Source organism: Pseudoruminococcus massiliensis, from assembly GCF_900291955.1.
Taxonomy (GTDB): domain Bacteria; phylum Bacillota; class Clostridia; order Oscillospirales; family Acutalibacteraceae; genus Pseudoruminococcus; species Pseudoruminococcus massiliensis.
Genome location: NZ_OLMR01000001.1, coordinates 58,979 through 80,060 on the forward strand (window position 1 = coordinate 58,979; position 21,082 = coordinate 80,060).

7 protein-coding genes are annotated in these 21,082 nt (G+C 34.3%); all 7 read right to left on the reverse strand.

Annotated elements, in window-relative coordinates; translation table 11 throughout:
• Positions 1-10 precede the first annotated feature (10 nt).
• A complete protein-coding gene (locus tag C9914_RS00315) occupies positions 11-484 on the reverse strand; it encodes a hypothetical protein (protein WP_106762675.1) in 474 nt (157 codons plus the stop codon).
• Between the two features lie 27 nt (positions 485-511).
• A complete protein-coding gene (locus C9914_RS00320; RefSeq protein ID WP_106762677.1) occupies positions 512-2,512 on the reverse strand; it encodes an AAA family ATPase in 2,001 nt (666 codons plus the stop codon).
• A 470-nt stretch (positions 2,513-2,982) separates the two neighbouring features.
• On the reverse strand, positions 2,983-6,663 hold the full coding sequence (gene addA / locus C9914_RS00325) for a helicase-exonuclease AddAB subunit AddA (RefSeq protein ID WP_158707293.1): 3,681 nt from the start codon (positions 6,661-6,663) through the stop codon (positions 2,983-2,985).
• Positions 6,664-6,668: 5 nt separating this feature from the next.
• A complete protein-coding gene (locus C9914_RS00330) occupies positions 6,669-10,052 on the reverse strand; it encodes a PD-(D/E)XK nuclease family protein (RefSeq protein ID WP_106762680.1) in 3,384 nt (1,127 codons plus the stop codon).
• Positions 10,053-10,414: 362 nt separating this feature from the next.
• Positions 10,415-11,098, reverse strand: coding sequence for a hypothetical protein (locus C9914_RS00335; protein ID WP_106762682.1), 684 nt, complete (start codon positions 11,096-11,098; stop codon positions 10,415-10,417).
• Between the two features lie 19 nt (positions 11,099-11,117).
• Entirely contained in the window at positions 11,118-11,822 is a 705-nt protein-coding gene (locus C9914_RS00340; protein WP_158707294.1) for a hypothetical protein, read from the reverse strand.
• Between the two features lie 32 nt (positions 11,823-11,854).
• On the reverse strand, positions 11,855-20,950 hold the full coding sequence (locus tag C9914_RS00345) for a hypothetical protein (RefSeq protein ID WP_106762685.1): 9,096 nt from the start codon (positions 20,948-20,950) through the stop codon (positions 11,855-11,857).
• Between the last annotated feature and the right edge of the window lie 132 nt (positions 20,951-21,082).

The window sequence follows — 21,082 nt, forward strand, 5'->3', positions numbered from 1 at the left end:
AACTACACCTCTAAATACCATTTCTGTCAACAAATTCGTCCAAGCTTATTGAGCCTTCAGCAAGCAATTTAAATTGTTCGCTATATTCATCTAACATACTCAATAAACAGTTTATCATATACTCATAAGCTTCTTTTCCAATAAGGCTATCGCAAAAACAATTTGTCATTCGGAAAAATATCTTTCCATTATCAATATCAAAATCAAAACAACCATTTGCAGTAAAATTATTGATAAAGCAAACTGCTGCCGCTAAATCCTCTGTTCTACTCCTTTTAACTATACAAGGAAGTTCAGATATAAGCATTACAGACATATTCTCTACATTTACTTTAAATATAAAATCTATATGTAAGCCAAATTTATGAGTCATACAGCTTATGCTAAGATTTTCTTCATCATTCGAATGTTCTATTCTCTCCTCATCAAGAGCTTTAATAATATTTTTCAAAACAAAATCAATCTGTTTTTTCTTGTCAGACATTATAAATTTACCTCGCATTAACTACAATTAAAATCCGATTGTTATTCTTGATTTTTTAGCAACTAAAGCCTGAAAAGCTCTTTCTGTTGAAGCAAGCTTAAAATCATCTACTGTAAGAGTAAGCTTATTTATTCCACTCAGCTGCATTCTCATACTTGCTTTTGCACAGGTTCTCTCAAAAAGATTGCGAACAAATCTTGCATTGCTGAAATCCTTAGCTGAAAGAGTTTCATCACTGATAGAATTAAAATACTCAGTAACAGCACTTTGGAAATCTTCATCATACTCAAATGAATTGCCAAGCATTTTAAAATAAATTTGGCAAAGCTGTTCTCTAGTATAATTAGGAAATTCTATAACATAAGGCATACGGCTTGCAAGGCCATTATTACCCTTCATAAGCTCATTCATTTCATCTGTATAGCCCGCCATAATAACAACAAAATCATCTCTATGATTTTCCATTTCGGAAATCAGCGTATCGAGTGCTTCTTGTCCGAAATCATTTGTATTATTTTCGTTTCTATAAAGCGAATAAGCCTCGTCTATAAACAGCACAGAGCCATAGGCATCTCGACACATTTCAGCAGTCTTTGGAGCAGTTTCGCCAACATATCTTCCGCAGAAATCTCTGCCCGAATATTCAAAGAAATTGCCGTTTCTCAGAACACCGTTTTCCTTTAAAATCTTTCCGATTATTCTTGCAACAGTAGTTTTGCCCGTTCCAGGACTACCTACAAATCTCATATGTATGCAAGGATAGCTTATATTTGGAATCCTTCGTGAGAATTTAATATGTGCTATAATTTCCTCTACACTATGCTTAATTTGCTCCATACCAATCATATCATCAAGCAAATCCATACCGTTAACGCTATTATTGCTATATGACTGCGAAAGTGAAAGAATATCTTCTTTTCTTATACTTGAATTATCTCTATCATTCTGTGCATCGCTAAGCTGTTTGCGATATATCATTTCACGAACGATTTTATTGACAGTATTTATACCATAAAACCTGCCATCGCTTTTTTCTTCCATAACTCTTGCATGAAAAACATCCCATACATCGTTATTTGCAGTAAAGCCCATTTTTGTAAGAAATCTTTCCGCACATTCTGTAAGCTCTTCCATTCCCAAAGGAGGAAATGAAACTTCTCTCACGAAAAGAATATCCTGCAAAGCTGTATTTATATCATTAAGAACATCTTTTTCAACAAATGGTATTCTAAAAATAATAACATTATCATTAGTATAGTCCTCAAGATAAAGCAAGAAATCACGAAATTGCTTTTCAGTAATTTTTGTCATCCATTCGCTTATATCTATTGAAATAAGCATACCCTTGTTATTTGTATGTGACTGAAAACAATTCATAACTCCTGCAAACGGGTCTACTCTATCATTTCCTTGTGGTGGAAGCTTTACTTCAACAACCTTTTGCCTATTTCTGAATTTAAATAACTTTAATTCCTCTAAAAGCTCTGCAAAAAGACTCAGATATGTTGTAAATCCACAGCCATCATTTATAGAAAAAAGATAGTTTTGAAATGCAAAAGCCTCAAAGGTATTATGTCTGATAATACCTGGAGCAATAGTAACGATTTCTCTGATAAGTACCTTAAAATCGTCCGCACCTATCAAATCCTCTATTTTATCGAGAGCCATAGGTCTTATTACATTTTTGCTTTCAACAATAATAGGTTTCTTTTTTTCAATTATGCTTTCTTCTTTTTCAATACTATCTTCAAAAAAATCACCTATACTAAGATTTATTATTTCGTCATTTTCTATATCAAAATTTTCTGATAAAATTTTCTCAACAGCATATGCTATATCTTCTTTTGAAATATTTGGAACTTTAACAGCAACTTCGCAATCAGTAAAAGAAGTATAAAGTACTTCAGTTTCTCCATTGAATCTATCATTTATCAAATCAATAAAAGTGTTTATCGGAAGCTTTTTAGATAGTCTATGTCTTAAAATCCACTCTCCGTCAAACTCTATACTTATTTTTTTAAAGTGCATTTATAAATCCTCCGCAAAATATTTTAACATCATATACTAAAATAAGATGATACTCCGCTATTCAGTTTATCAATTATAATTTTATCATTATACAAAAAAACAGTCAATAGCTAACAAACTTTCCTCAAAATACTGATTTTCATAACAAAAGAAATTAAGAGGCGAACTTCGTTCGCCTCTTAGAGAGAATGAGATGTTAAGGGCTTCGCCCTTAAAACCCACCAAAGGCTCTGCCTTTGGAATCCGCAAGCTTTTGAAAAAGCTTGAGCAAAACTTTTAATTATCTTAGGGAAGCTTATTAGCTAAACGACAATTCACTGGTAAATTCTTAATTTGCGTCAATAAACTTCTCTTGTCAATGTCGAGGTTTTGCTTGCAAAACCGATTCCGCGACTTGACAGCGGAGGCACTCCGCCTCGAGCGAAATTTTTAATTGTCTTAGGGAAGTTTGTCAACTTATCAGCAGTTACTTAGCATATTCTTATCTGTTCTCCAAGCTCCAATGAATAAATTATGCACTCAGAAACCTCTATCTCCTCAGATTGTTCTAAAGCATTTTTATAAAGTAAAAGCTGTTTTGAATAACTTTCTGCCAAGCTTTCAACAGAATCAATTCTATCCGTCTTATAATCCACAATAACAGCCTTGCCATTTTCAATAAATGCACAGTCAATTGCACCTTGCATAAAAATCGGTATATCTGCTGTTTCATCTGTTACGGCTATCTCTGCAAGCTTTGTAGGAATCATAACAGCAAAACGATATTCACGCATAATTCTTTCTGACGATTTCATTCTTGCAAAAAGCTCCCCGCTCATAAACTTCTTTACGGCGTTTCTGTCTATTGCGTCTGCCTGTTCCTGACTAAGAAAGCCATTAGACACAAGCCTTTTAAGTTCGGTTGTTATATTAAAGCTATCCGAAAAAATATCTGCATAATGTAAAAATTCGTGAAAAGCTGTACCTCTCGACGCACCTTTAATCTTACCTGTGTTCATAAACTTAGACTTAGTTTTTACAATAAAACTCTTTCCTGTGCTTTTATGGCTGACAGATGAAGCAGAAACCTTTGTAGGAATAGCAACAAAGTCTTGATACTTATATTTTGTTTCTATATTTTCGGCAAGTTTTTTTTCAAGTTCTTTATCTATTGCAATATCAATCATTTTATCTTCTGATTCTTTTTCATGTTCGATAGAATCAGAATCTGCCACCACAACTTTCCAAATGCTATCTGTCGAAATCGTTTCAATATGCTCAATACCAAAACTATTCAACTGAGCCGACATTGAAGGGTGACGCAAGGCACAAAGTGCTATCCATTGTGCAAAGGTTTTACAGCTTTCAACAGCATAAGGGTCTATTGCTGTATTATCCGAATCGTTCAATTCATCATAAATAGGCAACTTACTAACCAAGCTTAAAAACCAATCGACAACGCCCCTTGTTTTTGTTTCATTGACTGTATTTACAAGATAAAGCTTTTCCTTTGCTCTTGTCAAAGCAACATAGAGTATTCGCATTTCTTCACTTATTGCTTCACGCTTTTTCTCCATTGAAACGATAGTGCGAACCTCTGTCGTCTTTGAAAGCATATTTTCCCGGTCATAGCTTTTAAATGCAACTCCAAGTGTTGGGTGATATACAACCGCATTCGCATCAGAATTTCGCTGTGCAGCAGTTCCTGCAAGAATACAAATAGGAAATTCAAGTCCTTTAGAGCTGTGAATGGTTATAATCTTAACATCGCCATCAGATTTATTCTGACTACTCGAAAGAACTCCGCCAGTTTCCTTAAGTCTTTCCAACATTCGTATAAAACCCGAAAGACCTCTGAAACCGTTTTTTTCATATTCTCTTGCAAGATTAAGAAGTTTTCTTACATTTTTTATTCTTGCCTCACCGTCAAGCTCAGCACCAACAATAGAAAGAAAACCACTTCTTGCAAAAAATACATCAAGAAAACTATCAGACGGAAGTGTCGATGAAAGCTTTCTATAAAAATACATTTCATTATTAAAATCTATGCACTTTTTCTGCAAAAGTTCATCTTCTGGATTTTCCAAACCAATATATTCTATCACCGTAGAATATATTTTACCTGAACGATTTGCAAGTCTTAGTTTTGCCATATCGTCAGGAGTAAAGCCATAAACAGGACTCATCATTATACTTGTAAGCGGAATATCTTTCTGCGGATTATCCACAGCTGTAATAAACGAAATAAGAAGCTTAATCTCACTTCGTTCAAACAAATTTCCGCTATTATTTCTTGAAACAGGTATACCTCTTTGTTCGAAAACATCTGCATATGTGTCAATATTATTTTGAAGATTTCTCATAAGAATACAAATATCGCTATATTTAGCAGGGCGTGTACTGTTTTTATCCTTAATTTGAAGTTTTCCTACGGTATTTTCAATTATATCTGCTATATGATTTGCCTCATCAATCTGCCATGGATTTTCAGGCTTTGAAGCAACTATATGATACTCCGTTTCTGGCTCATCTATTTCAGAATAATCAGCTTTTGCAATAAGCTTTTCTTCGTCATCATATTTAACCTGACCAACTGTTTCTGACATAATCTGCTCAAAAATAAAGTTTACACTGCTGATAACTCCCTTACGACTTCTGAAATTACCAGAAAGAAAAATCGGTGGATAACTCTTACTATCTGAATTTTCACGATTTTTTTTGCGGTAATTTTCTCGCCTGTTAAGGAATATTTCAGGCATAGCCTCTCTGAAACGATAAATACTCTGCTTAACATCACCAACAGTAAAGAGATTATCCTCATTATTAGAAACAGAAGTAAAAATCATATCCTGAACCATATTTGTATCTTGATATTCGTCTATGATAATTTCATCATACTTTGCAGCAATTTCTATGCTTTGCTTTGTTCTGACATATTTGCCATCTTTTTCTTCAAGAAGTAGGTTAAGTGTCATATGTTCAAGGTCGGAGAAATCCGCAATTCCTCTATCATTCTTTATTTCTTTGAATTTCTCATCATAACGCTTAATTGCCTTGCAAAGTCCTCTTGCAAGACTTGCAGAATCCTTAATTTCTTCCTTACATTCTTCTTCAGTTCTCGAGAATAAATCCTTAATTTCTTTTACTGCTGAAACAAGCTCTTCACGATAATTGGCTATCTCTTTTTTAAGTTCTTCTTCTCCCTCAGGAACTTTCGACGGTAAAGAAACAGATGTCGGACTAAATTCTGAAATAACAGATACAATTTCATTCCATGAAAGCTCTTCAGAAAGTTTATCTGAAAGTTTCTTATAATCTTCAAAACAAGTCTTGAAAGCATTCAGCTTTTCAACATAGGTAAGAATTTTCTTATCTTCTCCCTTTGGCTTACTTGTAGCCGCCAAAATCGTAGAAGCTAAGCCTTCAAAATCAACTAATCTTTCAGTAATCACCCTTAAAATATATTTTAACAGTCTTCCCATATAACTATTTATATGTTCAAGCCTTGAAACAGCCACCTTTCCCCATTCTGTTTCTTTGAATGGCAAATCTGTTTCATACATCTTAACAGCATTTTCAATCCAAGCAATAGGAAACGGGTGAGAAAGTATGCTTACATAAATTGAAAGAAGGACACTTCTAAGGTTATTATCAGATTTAACTGTTGCAAGAGCATCGGCAAGCTTATTAAAATCATCATTGCCGTTTTGTTCTTCACTCTCTTGATAAAGCTCCTCTAATGCTTCATCAAGTGCGTCATTGCTCGCAATAGCAAGTTCACTTTCTGAGCCTATTCTTAAATCACGCTTAACACCTAACTCAAAGAAATTTTCACGAACAATCTTACTGCAAAAGCTATCTATTGTACATATATCAGCATTACGCAAAAGCATAAGCTGGCGTTTAAGCTCAGTATTATGCGAATCCTCTTTGAGATATTCCTGAAGTTCAGAAATGATTCTTTGTTTCATTTCTGCCGCAGATGCCTTTGTAAATGTAACAATGAGAAGTCTGTCTGCTCTTATCGGATTTTCCTTATCTGTAATAAGTCTTATAACTCTTTCAGTAAGAACACTTGTCTTGCCCGAACCTGCCGCCGCAGAAACAAGCACGCTTCCGCCTCTTGCATTTATAGCTCTTTCCTGCTGTTCTGTATATATTCTTTTAGGCAAGATTATCACTCCTCTCCGTTATTATTTTCTTCATCTTCTTGAATCTCTTTAAGAACATTTTCTGCTTTGTCTATTCTCATATGAGTTTTTCTTTTCATACTATTCTCAAAATTACAAATGCTGTCATATATGCAGTATTCGCAACCATCAAGTTCAACCTTCGTACCTTTTTTGATTTCAAGAGGTTCTGCTGAAATATTTCCGCCACGAAGTTCCATAGCCATATCAGAAATAACTTCATCTATCTTATCAAATATACTTTCAAAATCCTTACTTGAACAGGTTTCTACAATCGGCGTTTTTCTTCCATTAGTTCCCCATTTTCCAAACTTAACAAAGCCCTTACTTCCATTCATAGCAGAAAGTATGCTTTCATCATTTATAACTATTCCATTCATAGAAAGCTCTTTTTCTCGCTCATCAACTATATCATCAGAGCTTTTATTTTCTGAATCTATATAACTGCTTGTTGACGGAACATATAAAACTCCACAAGGTATGATATTATCGCCAAAAAGTTCATTTCCATTCTTGGCTATCGCTGAAAGATATAGCAACATCTGAACATTTATTCCACAAAGAATATCATCAAGCACAAATTTCTTATTGCCTGTTTTATAGTCTATTACTCTTATATAATCACAGGTTTTTCCGCTCTCATCAGCTTTTTCCATCTTGTCAACTCTATCGACCGAACCCCTTATAAATACTCTTCCACCATCAGGCAATATAATCTTATATGAAATTCTGGCATCATCTCCACCTATCGGAAGTTCAACTTCAACAGGTTTAAATTCAGATTCCGTAAGTTCTGCAATAAGTCTTTCAAGTATAATCATAACTGATGAAATTATTCCCTTATACATACGCATAAAGCTTGCGGACTTTTCTTCTTCTCCGCCTAAGCTTTCGAGATAGCTGTCTAAAACAGCTTCAACAGCTTTCTTTCTGCCATCATAACCTTGCTCTGAAAGCTTTTCTACACCATATTCCTTTGAGAGAAGCTTTTCGAATATATAATGCACCGCACTACCATATTGTCGAGGGTCAAATTTTGCTCTTTCACTTGGTTTAGCTTTTATTCCATAGTGACAGAAATATCTGAACGGACAACGGTAATATTCTTCAATCTGTGTTGCAGAAATATTCATATGGTTTCCGAAAAGACTTTTTGCTATCTTTTTGTCCGAAATTTGAAAAGGTTTTTCCTCAAATGCCCTGTCTGTTGAATCAATTCTGCCCGAAAGCTCTGGATATTTCTTTATACATTCTCCTATTGTTGCAGAAATTGATGGTTCTCTATGCTTTAAAAGTGCGTACTGCTCTAAAGCAATCGCCTTTGAACACACTATATCTGTTATATGCATATCAGACCTTGTACGAATCTTTATATCAGGAAATATTTCTCTTAATTCGGATATTATTTTCGATTCTATTGTAGTTTCGCCTGCGGTATTCTCTAAATATCGGCTTATGAATAGCTTTTCACTTGCATATGAACAAGCCTTATAAGCGAAAAATTCCTCTTGAAGATAAATATTTCCTATCGAATCTGTGAGCGGAAGTGCCATTGAAATCAACTCATCACGCTCTAAGCTTGTGAAAATTCCATTATCTGTTGGTGTTTTTGGAAATATTCCATCAACTGCACCAATTACAAATACTATTCTTGGTTTATCAGGACGAATTGTATCTGCATTTCCAAGAGTAACCTCATCAAGAGTTCTCGGAATAGTTGATATATTTCCTTGTGAAATTATCATTTCTATAAGCTCAAAATATCTTTTCGGTGATATATATTTTTCTTTTAAGGTTTCATAAAGAGTATCAAATAACTGCATAAGCATATCCCATACTCTTAATTCTTCTTCGGCAAGTATACTTTCATCATTTTGTTCAAAGTAAATGGATAGTTGCTTAACCTTTTCAAATGCTCCAAAATCTTCAAGTGCTTTAAAAACCGCACTTGTCATTTCTGCACCATCAGCATTTTTTAGATTATCACGCAATTTAAAAAGTGTCTCTGAAATAAGCTTTCTATGAGCTTCAAGCTTTTCTAAAATTTCTGCACCATCTTCTCCACTTCTGTCTATAAAGCCATCTATACTTCTTGTGAACGGTTTATTCCAATCCGAACCTTTTAAATTCCATACAAAAGCATAATTTTCTAAAGCGAATATATCATCATCTGGAATTGATGTCATACCAGTTTTTAATATAGTAAGTATTGATTCGGTTGTAAGGTTTCCAACTGCTGCCTCGAGCATTGAAAGCACCAATCGCATAAGTGGCTTTGCCTCTAATCTTTCCGGATATGAAACAAAAAGCGGAATATCATATTTTTTAAACGATGAATTTATTATTCCTCTATACATCTCTGAATCTCGGCATATTATGGCAATCTCATCATATCTATATCCATCTGCAACAAGCTTTTTAATATCACGAGCGACTTGTTCGGATTCATCGTAAATATCTTCTGCCTCATATAGCATAACCGAACCGCCAAAATTCTGCTCTAAATCCTCATTGCGGAAAATCAGTTCCTCAACATATCTTAAATCATCGTTTTTATAACGCTTATTATCATCTATGGAAAGGTTTATATCCTCAAACTTTATGCCATTTTCTGAGGCAAGTTTTTTTATTACAGAGTGTGTTCGATTTACAAAATAGAACATTGAGTCATTATCGTTGTTTTCTATATCTCTGCAAAGCGTTATATAAAAATCCTTTGATTGCTGAATAGCAAGAGAAACAATCTCCAATTCTTCAGCAGTAAAGCTATGGAAAGAATCTATTGCAACAACCTTTCCACTGAAAAAGTTATTTTTTGCAAGAACCAAGCTTGCCGAAATAAGCTTATCCAAGGGGTCTATATATGTTTCTGAAATGAGTGCATCATAAGCTTCATAAATCAATGCACTATCATGAAGTTTTTTTCTAAGTCTGCCATCTGAAACTCTTTTACTAAGCTCCATAAGCTTTTCAGGGGTAATTAAACATATTTTATATTCGGAAACTGCTGTAAGCATAAGTGAGGTTAAATCAGATTTTCCTGTTCGCTCACCATAAAGTTCAAGCTTATCCTGAACAGCCTCAATAGCAAGGCTCATCAAAATAAGTCTTGCACCATCAGAAAGCTCCTTTTTGGAATCTTTGCCATATTCCATTTCGATATGGTCACAAAGACGCTCAAGGCTTAATACATCTATATTTCTGGCATTTTTTGCACCAAGTCGATTTAATATTTCGCTTTCATTCTGAAATGATGCTTGTTCAGGTACAATAAGAATTATATTATCATTATTTTTTGCTCTCTCACAAATAGTATCTAATAAAACCGTACTTTTACCGCTACCACTTCTGCCATTTATTATATGCACCATTTAAATTCACCTCATTGTTGCTATAAAATCAGCTTAATATAAGTTCGATAAAAATTAAAAGTTTTGCTCAAGCTTTTTCAAAAGCTTGCAGTTTTCAAAGGCAGAGCCTTTGGTCGCCGTCCGCAGACGGCGAAATACTTTATACTTCTCTAAGCGCAGGAGGGTAGAAAAACATTCCAGTGGAATGTTTTTCGTAGGGAACCCTCGCAGGGGGTTTCCTTGAACTTTATAATTTTTAAATAAATATAAAATAACACCTATCATCAAACTCAAATTAAAATCATTTGAATTTATTATAACATAAAAAGCATATCTGCACAATTCCACAATACAGAATGTGCAAATATGCTTTTATAATTTTATTACCACCAAGGAAGCTTATTCATCTTCCAAAGCTCCGAAACTCTATTATACTGAACACAGTCAACGCCTAAGCTTACTCTTACTCGCTGAGAATAGTCTTTATCAGGGTTAATAAGGTCTTCAACATCTTTACCTACTGATTTAACCTTAGTGATTACATTATAATGTTCCACAGCATTTTCTTCAGATTCTAAAATATCCCTAAAATAGAAATAACCGTCTTTTTCAACATTATTATAAATTTCATCACTGCAAGTATATTCAGGGTAATCGTGAGGAACTAATTCAATATAATCATGTGTAATGGTTTTGCCGTTTTCGTCTGGAACAGTTTCTGAAGCGTGACGAATCCAACTACAATCAAGCTTAAAACGACAATATGTTTTTGCTTTTCCAGTGTATTCTACATCAACCGTTATCGTTTCAAATTCTTTAGGAGTAAGCTCTATATAGCCTTCATCATTTATAACCGCCTCTCGCCTATCTGTTTCGCCATCCTTTATATAATAAAGTCTTGCGATAGCGTGAAAATTTTCAAGATAAGCCGCTGCTTCAAGCTGCTCTAATGATTTATACCTTGAAAATGTACTTGAGCATATCAAACCGATTATCATTAAAAGCGAAAAGGTAGCAAGTATAACATTTCTTTTGGTTATGTACTTCTTAAATTGAATAAGATTCATTATACTCTCTCCTTTTCTTTTAGTCTACTTGTGCTGAAGTAAGCTTAATAGTAAAGCTTTCCGATTCAGCATTAAGCTCTTTTAATGTTTTATGAGAAATTTTATCCTCATTCAAATCTGCGTCTGCTTTGTAGATATTATCATGCTCTACCCAAGAAATTATAAAGAATGTTCTGCTCTCCCCTGTATCAATAGTTCCACTGTTTTCTATCTCTTTAAAGGATTTTTTATTCTTTTCATTTATGATATTCCTTACATCAGTATAATCTGCAAGCTCAGCTTCAGTTTTTCCGAGATAATCTAAAACCATAAGTGGAATACTTCCGCACTTTGTTTCATAGGCAGTTATTTCCTCTTCATTCATAGGAATAATCAGTTTTTCGTATAGATTTCCTGTTTGGTCTTGGATTCCCATATCAGAGAGTGAAATATCACACTCACTGAAATTATGAATATTTACTTGCTTCTTTTCATAAGTTCCATCTATCATACTTTTGGTTTCTGATATTTTGCTTGTTGCATAAACAGTCATAGTCATATTCTGTTCTACCGACTGCAAATCACCACTATGAATCTCAACATCATAAATTGCCGCTCGTGCATCTTCTGTTTTAGTATCTCCACTTGTATAACGAGAAAATGACAAGCTTAAGCCCACTATTGAGATTATGCAAAGATATATTATCAGAAATGAAAAATAACGGTTATGAAATAGTTTTTTCACAATAAATCACGCCCTATAACATTAACTGATTATTAATTGGACTCACGCCTATAAACATAGTTATTGAATATGCCACCCTTACCAAGTATCGCAATATTGCTACTATCTTTCACAGCATTATTCATATTCCAAATATACTCAACACCCCAAATTGTACTTGACGTATCTCTCTTTATGACTATTCGGACATTTAAATCTTGCTTACTGCTGCTGCTGAGAATAAGCTGTTTGCCATCAAAGTCATTCTGAGAATTTTTAAGAGTATTTGCATTGTCCATACTTTGGCTGAAAACTAATACATCATAAGTATATCCAGCAGGCAAGTCTACGCTTATATCATAAGCAAAGCTTTTCAGATTATATACATATGGCTCAGATTCACCTGACGAAGTTCCACTTAGATATTTTGTCTGATAAACATCTACTTCACTACCATTAAGCTCTTTTATAGTTGCAGAAATCATACCATATTTTTCTATAATCTCTTTATACATTGCATCGCTTTCTTGAAATACCTTTGTCATTTTTGCTTTAAATTCATCTTCACCGCCAAGCTTTTCTATCTCGCCCTCTTGTGCAACTTCGAGCGTTGTACTCTTATTTCTTACACCAGGAACAACTGAAACCTTATAAAGGGTTTCGGTTTTGCCATCTTCAGCAATAGACTTATAATATGTCACCGATGGAGAATAGCTATAATCTTTGGCTTCCTCATCATACGCATTATAGTTTACTGTAAAAGTATACTGCTTATAATTGTTTTCTATTACATTGCCATCTTCATCATAAACAAGAATTTCTTCTGCATCAGCACTTTCCCACTTGCTATCACTAAAGCTCGGGTAAGAATCTTCTCCAGAAATCTTTCCTGTGTATTTTTGAAGTTTAGCTTTATAAGGCACTCGAAGGGTTATTTTACTCTCTTGTTGGTCTTTCTTAACATATGAAAATACATTAAAGGTATCTACTCGATTATCACCTGTCATAACATTTTCATAGCCTGTGTAGACAATTTTTCCGCTCTCACTGGCTTTAAGAATGGTTACATCTCTTGAGTCCCCACCTTCTATATTGCTATTTTCAAAGATAAAAGGTGTATATTGCTGATTGTTTACCTTAAACTCCGTTATATATGTTTCATCATTAGGGAGATTTTCTATAATGAATGGAACGCTATAAGGAATTGTCCATGTAAAATTAAGAGCGTCTTTATTTTCAAGATATTCGCCTGTATCATAATCGTAAAGCTTAACCGCAGTATTATTTACAGTTTTATCAGTAAAGTCCATACGATACATAAAGTATGGAACGATTTTATATGTACCGACCGGTGCATCGTTTTTAAGAATAAATGTCCAAATATTACTATTAGTTACTGATATACCTGTTTCGCCTTTAGAATTTTGGAAGTATTTATTTATCTGCTCTGTCGTAAGCTCTGTATAACTATCTGAGGAAATACCTTTGAAATAAATCTTTACTCTGTCAGCAGCATAACCACTTCCACTATACTTTGCATCACTATATACAGCATTATCTGTTCTGGCAAGAGAAACATTTGAGCTTCCCCATTGTGCAGTAAAGGTTATATTGCTTGTTTCGTTTCCGAGAACCTTTGCAACATATGAGCCATCCTCATTTTTATCAAAAATAGTATATCCATTCTTAGTTGCTGTACTTATTGTTACTTTTGGCTCATTTTGATATGTACCCCATGCAGTACCATCTGCATTTTTACCGTAATCTCCCATATGAATTTGTTCATATGTATATCGGCGAATATCCCCATTTTCTGCCATAATATCTGTATGACCTATATATTTTGCAGGATAGTATGCTCCTGTTTTAGTATCATTCTTAACATATATTTTCTCTATAACATTTTCAAGAGTTACAGGCTTTCCTTTTGGTATTTCGTCAACTTCCTCATCTATTTCTTCTGACTTATTATATATAGGGTTATCAGCATCAACATAGTAAGTAGAAGTTGGATTATTAGCAATCGAAGATTTCAAACTCATATATGTACCACAATTAGTAGTACTATTAGCTGACTTTGTTGCATCGTTGTCTTTTTTAGTATAGTAATAATATCTGAGTGGATTTATACCATATGTTGGTCTACCTACAAAAAGTAAACCCTGTTGGTAACCATCAGCAGATTTTCCATATAGCTTATCATATGAAAGAAGGTCTAAAACTCTAATTTCAGCTCCCCAGTAACGCGTATATGTAGTTGGGCTCGGATAATATTGAGAGCCTCCTAAACTTATATAACCCCAACCAGTTCCTTGAATGGCATTAAGTGGCGAATATTCTTTGCAGAAATATACTGTTGCAAAGTGTTTTTCCGAATCAGAGTTTTTTGTTCGCTCATACATAAGATTAACCTTATATAAGCCACCATAGAAGCATTCTGAATCGCTTAATACACTATTAAGGTCTATTTCTACCTTACCAGTGCTCTTTTGGTCTTCGTCGTATTCAACCTCGCCAACTTCAACCTTATATGAAGATTTGTAATGATTAGCATCATCATTCCACTTCAGCTGATTATAGCTGATATTCTCTGCGGAAGGCAATCTATCCTGCCAAAAAACGCTCGCCCAGATTTTATCACCCTTGCTCATATTATAAGTTGTAACAGATATTTTAGGATATTTATTACTGCTGCTTGAATAAGACTTATAGCTCTGTATATTTTCCCCTTGTAAGCCATTTCCATTTGCATCTTTATAATTATCTGAAACATAATAATAAATTACATCTTGTGCAGGCTTGCTTGGGTCAGTTTTATCCTTATCTGTGACAGAATCGTGCTTATCAGGGTCAATCTCAAGTCCGCCATTATCCGTTGTGCTTGTAACTATTTTATCTGATGGCGTATCAAGTGATACAGAATCAAGTTTTGCATAAGGCTTATACTTATCTATAACAACATGGACAACAACTATATTTTTATGTATTCCATCTTCGGCTGTTATAACTCCAAGAACCTTTGTATACATATTGTCAAGGTCATTGTTGGTTCTATATGGTACAGCAATTTCCCACATATCACGGTCAGCAATATCTTCACAAGTATCATTAAATATATACTTAGCCTCATAACTTGACATCGACTCACTCCACTTTACACTTTCATCTGAAAGCATATCATCGAGATTATCTCCATTAAGCCATAAATTCTTTGGATACGGGTCAGTATAATGATTCATCTTTTTAAGACGCTTAGTGGTATCTACTGTATCGCCTTGATAGAACTTCATACTTGAATATTGAGATATACGCTCTATATTAGGAGAAATATATATACATCTATCTGTATCAACATTTTCATAAACAGTATTTCCATTATCGTCTTTTATCGGTTTGCCTGTCTTGGAATCACGCACTTTTCTACGGGCTAAGGAAGAATCTATATCGTCTATCGACATATAGATGTTTATATCCGTATACTTAATCTTATCGGAATATGTTCCGTCAGAAAGCTGTGCATAATGAGTTTCTATATCGCTCAAATAGTTATCAAAGAACTGATAATAGGTTGTATCATTATTTGTATATTCCCACTTTGTCTGCATTTTATATTCGATAAGCTCATCAAGGCTACTATCTTTAATCTGCTGTGCATAAATATCGAAGTCCTTTTGCAGGGTTCTCTCTGACGGAGAAACCATAGAGGAATATAATGAATTAAGTTCGTTATCGTTGACGAGAGAGCTGTCAAAGCAAGCTGATTCGCTCTTTTCATCATATTGAACACCAAATTGTATATTATTATAGCTATTCTCAATGCGACTTCTTCTTGGCATAAATACACCTACGCTTCTGTACTCATCTATTGCCTTATCCATAATTACATATGCGCCGTTGCTTTTAGCCTCATCGCCAAAGCGACTTGTCAAATAAGCCTGCAAATATGGTGAAAGATTATCATAGTCCTGATAAGCCATTGCGTTCCTTTGGTGAGAATCATAGTCTGTAAGCTCATGGATAATCTCTTTTCTGAATATGAAGTTATTGCTATAAAGAGCTACTGTATTTTCGGTATCGGTCTTATCGAGAGTCACAAGCTTTAGCTTACATCTGTTTTGGTCATTGGAATCATATGCAGCTTTATTTTTGGTATAGAGAGTTAAATTATCATAAACCTTTCCATTATTATTAGAGTATCCACCTATAACAGGATAATTGCTTACACCCTCCGGTGCTTCTGAAAGGTCTACCATATTATTAAGATATATAGGTGTGCCATGAACATTTAAGCCAAGAATAGAACCTACATAAATCTTATTATTTTTATTATCACCCTTATATCCGACTGTACCATAATTTATACCATTAGTAAGTCTTGGGCCTAAACTGTTTGTATTGTATGGATAGGTATATCCCATTATTCCGCCCGCATATAAGCCACCACTCTCAAGATAATTGACGCTTATATTACCGTAGTTTATCATATTGTAGCCTATATATTTTCGAGCATTATCATTCCAGGAATTATCTAAACCTATAATACCGCCTACATATGTTGCATTACGGTTGCGTTCAGTACCAATTTCTATATCACCATAATTCAAAACCGAGTTTATGTAATCAAAGTGGTATAAATTACCTACTATACCACCAATATACATAGTAGTTTTTCTTGTATTATTATTAGTATTATCAGTATTATACGGCTTATCATTATTATAATAAAGCTTTCCGAAATTTTCTGACTGCGTTATAGAAGCTGCGTTTAAATATCCAGCAACGCCTCCCATATAAAGAGCTGCACCAGTACCCCAAGAATATGATGTTGGATTTGTTACATTGACATTTGCAAAATTATAACAATGGCTTAAAGTGAATTTTGCAACACTGACATATCCCACAATGCCACCAACAAAACCTTCACCACCACTCTCGTTAATATTTACATCACCATAATTTATGCTATTTGATATAGCTGAAGTTGAAGTAACATACCCAACAATGCCTCCTACACGATATGCATCTGCATTTTCTACGGAAATATCAGCATAGTTTACACAATAGTCTGTTTGCCCTCCTATGCTTCTGATTCCACCGATATGAACACACCAGCCAAAGCCTGAAGCTCCTGAAGATTTACACCACGAGCTTATATACTCTGTGCCATTGACATTAGCTGTATAAAGATTTCTTACTGTGATTTTTCCTCTGTTTTCACTATGAATAGCTCTTCCGCTATGTGTTATACCCGATAAATATAAACCAGAATCTTTATATTTTGCATTATTAACGCAATTTTCAACTGTAATAGGTGCAAAATTTATATTATTCTCACCCGATAAGCCACCGTTAAGATAGACATTATAATTATTAGTTATATAATTAAAGTAGCTGTCTCGGATTGTCATAGGAGCATAATTCCTTGATTTATAACAAATACTATTGGAAACGGCATAAACAGTTATATTTGAATCCTCAACCATAAGATTAGTAAGATTTATCTCGCCATTATTGATAAGATTTTCTGTTTTCTCCGCCTGATAACTATTATATTGATATAATACACCATATACAATTATAGTTTTAGTTTTGCCAGAAATATTTATTTTTCCATATCTGCGGGATTTATCAAGGCTATTAAAAACTTCGTTCCATTCATCTGACTTCATACCATCTGGAATATAACAGCCATCATACCAACCATTAACTATATTTTTTATCTTTGATTGTCGGTTAGTGCTATTGTTCATTGTATGATAACCATATATGTTAAGTGTTCCGGTAATCTCTGCGTCTACTGTAACATCTCCGAGATTAAGATTATTATTTGCGAAAAGTGCCTGATAGCCAAGTGTACGAATTGTAACCGCACCATTATACTTTCCTTTAACAGTGATATTTCCATAGTTAATATTATTATTAAAGGTAAATTGGTTCTGATTCTTTTCGTTATAGTCTGCTGTATGATTATAACCTATTCCGGTTATGCCTAAACTTCTTACGCAATCCGGAGCTTCAGTTGTATCAACTGTAATATCAACATAGTTGCGGTTATAATTGCAGTTATTATCCCAATTATTATAACCAGCTCTCAGACAGCCTGATATTGAAAGTCGTATCATTTTATTAGTATCTTTTTTATTTGGAATAAAGTTTATTTTTCCATAGCTTGAATTATACGAACCCAAACCATTAGAATACATTGAAATATAAGGGAAATGGCCTTCCGAAGTAAGGTTTGATGTACCATAAATAGGGTCGAAATTATTCTTATCAAGGTCAACGGTCAGCTTACCTATATTTGTAGTATGCTCTGCAAAAAACATAGAAGTTCCAATAACACCTATATATGCAGCAGCATTTGTATCAGTAGAAGTGTACCAATAGGTAGAATTACTGTTGCACCGCTCACGATTTGTTGGTGCAATATAAACATCACCTGCATTATAGGAATATTCTGTACTCATACCGCAGATGCCTACAAAACATCCGCCATTATCTATTCCTATGCTATTATTTCCGTTAGTAAAAATAGTTCCTCCATAAAAATAGATGTTACCGCAGTTATAAGATTTATAAGTATATCCCTGTGCTATACCATAAATACCAATACCACCATCATACATATAGAAATTACCCTTATTATAGTTTCTATAATTATAATATTGACCGTTCTTTGTACCTTTAGAACTACTCATATAGCCTATACCGCTCATAAGACACTTATTTATTGCAACGGAATAGAAATTGCCTTCATTATATGAATTACAAATAATATTATAGCCTATTCCCCACATATTCGACCTTGCTTTGGAATCATTGTTTACCAAGCGTTTGCCTTTAGGAAGTGCTTCGGCTGTTGGCTTGCCGTTTTCATCATATATAACCTCGCCTGTAAGCTCATTTTTAAGAACCGGAACATCATATATATTTCCGAAATTGGCAATTCTATCTCCACGAGCAGAATCATTTATATTTATTGCAGGCTTAGAACCATTTTCTGTAGTTAAGCTAGTAACACTACTTCCTACTTGATTTGTTGTAATACCTGCTGTATTAAAGCTGCCGTTTATTAATTTCCAATCGTTGCTTTCATCGGTTATCATATATGCACCATAAACATTACCATAGTTAGCAACATGGGTAAGCTTTCCATAGTATCCCCATTGCGTACTGCCTCCTGTACCTGCAGCACCAAGCAAACCACCTACACGAACATTATAACTAAAAATATTCGGTACCATTTCTAATGCACCGCCGATAATATCTCCGCTATTGGTACAGTCTGTTATAAAATGGTATGCTCCTCCACCGATAAGTCCACCTATCGCTGTAGAACGCTGTGAGCCTGTTCCAAGCTTAACAGTTGCTGAAGAATGAACATTTTCCATATCAATATCGTTTGAATGTGCAACAACTGTTGCACTTCTTACATTTAAAGAGTTGTCTGTGTTTGTGGTTGGCATACCATCAGCATCACCACTTGAAATTTCACCACCAACAAAAGATAGGTCTTTAACACAAGAATTATACTGAATATTTTTATTACTGGTAGATTGTGCTATAAGAGCAGTAAATTTATTACTTTTACTATAGCTATTTGTTGTTGTGGCTGGTGTATTTATTGTAAGATTAAGGATTATATGAGTATCTCTCAGTTTTTCGCCATTGCTGTCGTTTCCGAGTGATGAAGTATGATGAATAGGACAATTTTCATCGCCATCATCGGCTGTACCTATAAGCTTGCCATAAAAAGATGCATTTGTTGAAGTGACTGTCCAGTTAATCCAACGCCCACTTGCTACATAATTTGATGTCACTGTTATATCAAGCTTTGGTTTATAGGCATTTGGAGCAACTTCATTCATATCTATACATCTATCTATTTTAAAATAATATGCCTGTGTATACTCATATGAACAAGGGAAGTGAATAAGCTGTGCAGGAGTAGAAATTATCAATGGGTCACTCTCTGTACCCATACCAATAAAACCATAGATTCGTGGATAAGTCCAATCATAAGTGTTTCTACCAGTTCTGGTAGTTTTATTATTAAGTGGTTTAAATTCTGTGCCTGTAACGCCATTAAGAGTTTTAAGTTGGAAATTTGTGCGAGGTATGATATTCTCTTCATCGGGATTATCAATTTGATTAGGAGTTGTACCAACCTTGAATATATCACTATCATAGTAGCAGTTTGATATAGTACCACTATTATTAGGGCATACTGGATTTTGCACAATTGGTTCACGAGCATCGAGCATACCTGCAAAATATGAATCTGCAATTTTACCGCTTGCATAGTTTATCGCAACAAGTCCACCAGCGGTGGAGTTTGCTGATTTTACAACATTGACATTTGCAATAGCACCTTTTTCTGGCTGAACTTCTTGAGCAATAGCGTATACATCTTCAATATTACCATAATTTCTTGAGGCAATTACAGCAGTAAAGGTTGCCGCACTATTTGTAGAATCTATTGTAGGGTGATATATGCCGAAATTCCTTACAACCGCATTAGCACCAACAACGCCAAAAAATCCTACTGTTACAGGCGTATATTCTGTATCAAAATAAAGGTCACGAATCTCAAAGCCCTGACCATCAAATGTACCAGTAAATGGGTTTCCATCTCCGCCTATTGGCAAAAAATATCTTTCATTATAGCTGACCTCGGAATATTCAATATTATCACCAAGTACAATATTTGCAGAAAGATAGAATTTAACTTCTGATGGGGACGAACCTTTTCCATTTACAATCTGCGAATAGAGATATAATTCCTCTGCATTGCAAATCATCAGCTTATAGTCCTGTGACATATAGTTCTGTGCTGTACCATTATTAAAAAGCAATGCCTCACCTACTATCTCACGAAAATCCGTAAGAGATATTCGCTTAGGCTCAGTATAGCCTGTTTGCTCTTTATATTTGATATAAGTAGGCAATGGAGAAATAGCATCTGAACCATCATAAAGCTCATTCATATATTGATATGCTGGAGCATTATTATCTGCTGCACTTGCAAAAGCAGGTGCAAACAAGCCGAAAAATCCTGAAAGCATATCACTTGGAATAAGTCCTCCAACTATTAAAATTACCAATGCAAATGAAATTACTCTCTTTTTCTTTGTATTTTTAAATTTCATATTAACATTGCCTCCTTAAACAATCAGAAAAAATATGTTTAACTTTCTTATACTTTTACAATTATATCTAAATATAGCATTATATTCTGTTTAATTATATCATAAAGCTCTAATAGCTTTTTTCTTAATTAG

Excerpts from the sequence above, each read along its gene's own strand:
- C9914_RS00320 (WP_106762677.1), bottom strand. The coding sequence starts at position 2,512 with ATGCACTTTAAAAAAATAAGTATAGAGTTTGACGGAGAGTGGATTTTA.
- C9914_RS00330 (WP_106762680.1), bottom strand. The coding sequence starts at position 10,052 with ATGGTGCATATAATAAATGGCAGAAGTGGTAGCGGTAAAAGTACGGTT.
- C9914_RS00345 (WP_106762685.1), bottom strand. The coding sequence starts at position 20,950 with ATGAAATTTAAAAATACAAAGAAAAAGAGAGTAATTTCATTTGCATTG.
- C9914_RS00335 (WP_106762682.1), bottom strand. The coding sequence starts at position 11,098 with ATGAATCTTATTCAATTTAAGAAGTACATAACCAAAAGAAATGTTATA.
- C9914_RS00315 (WP_106762675.1), bottom strand. The coding sequence starts at position 484 with ATGTCTGACAAGAAAAAACAGATTGATTTTGTTTTGAAAAATATTATT.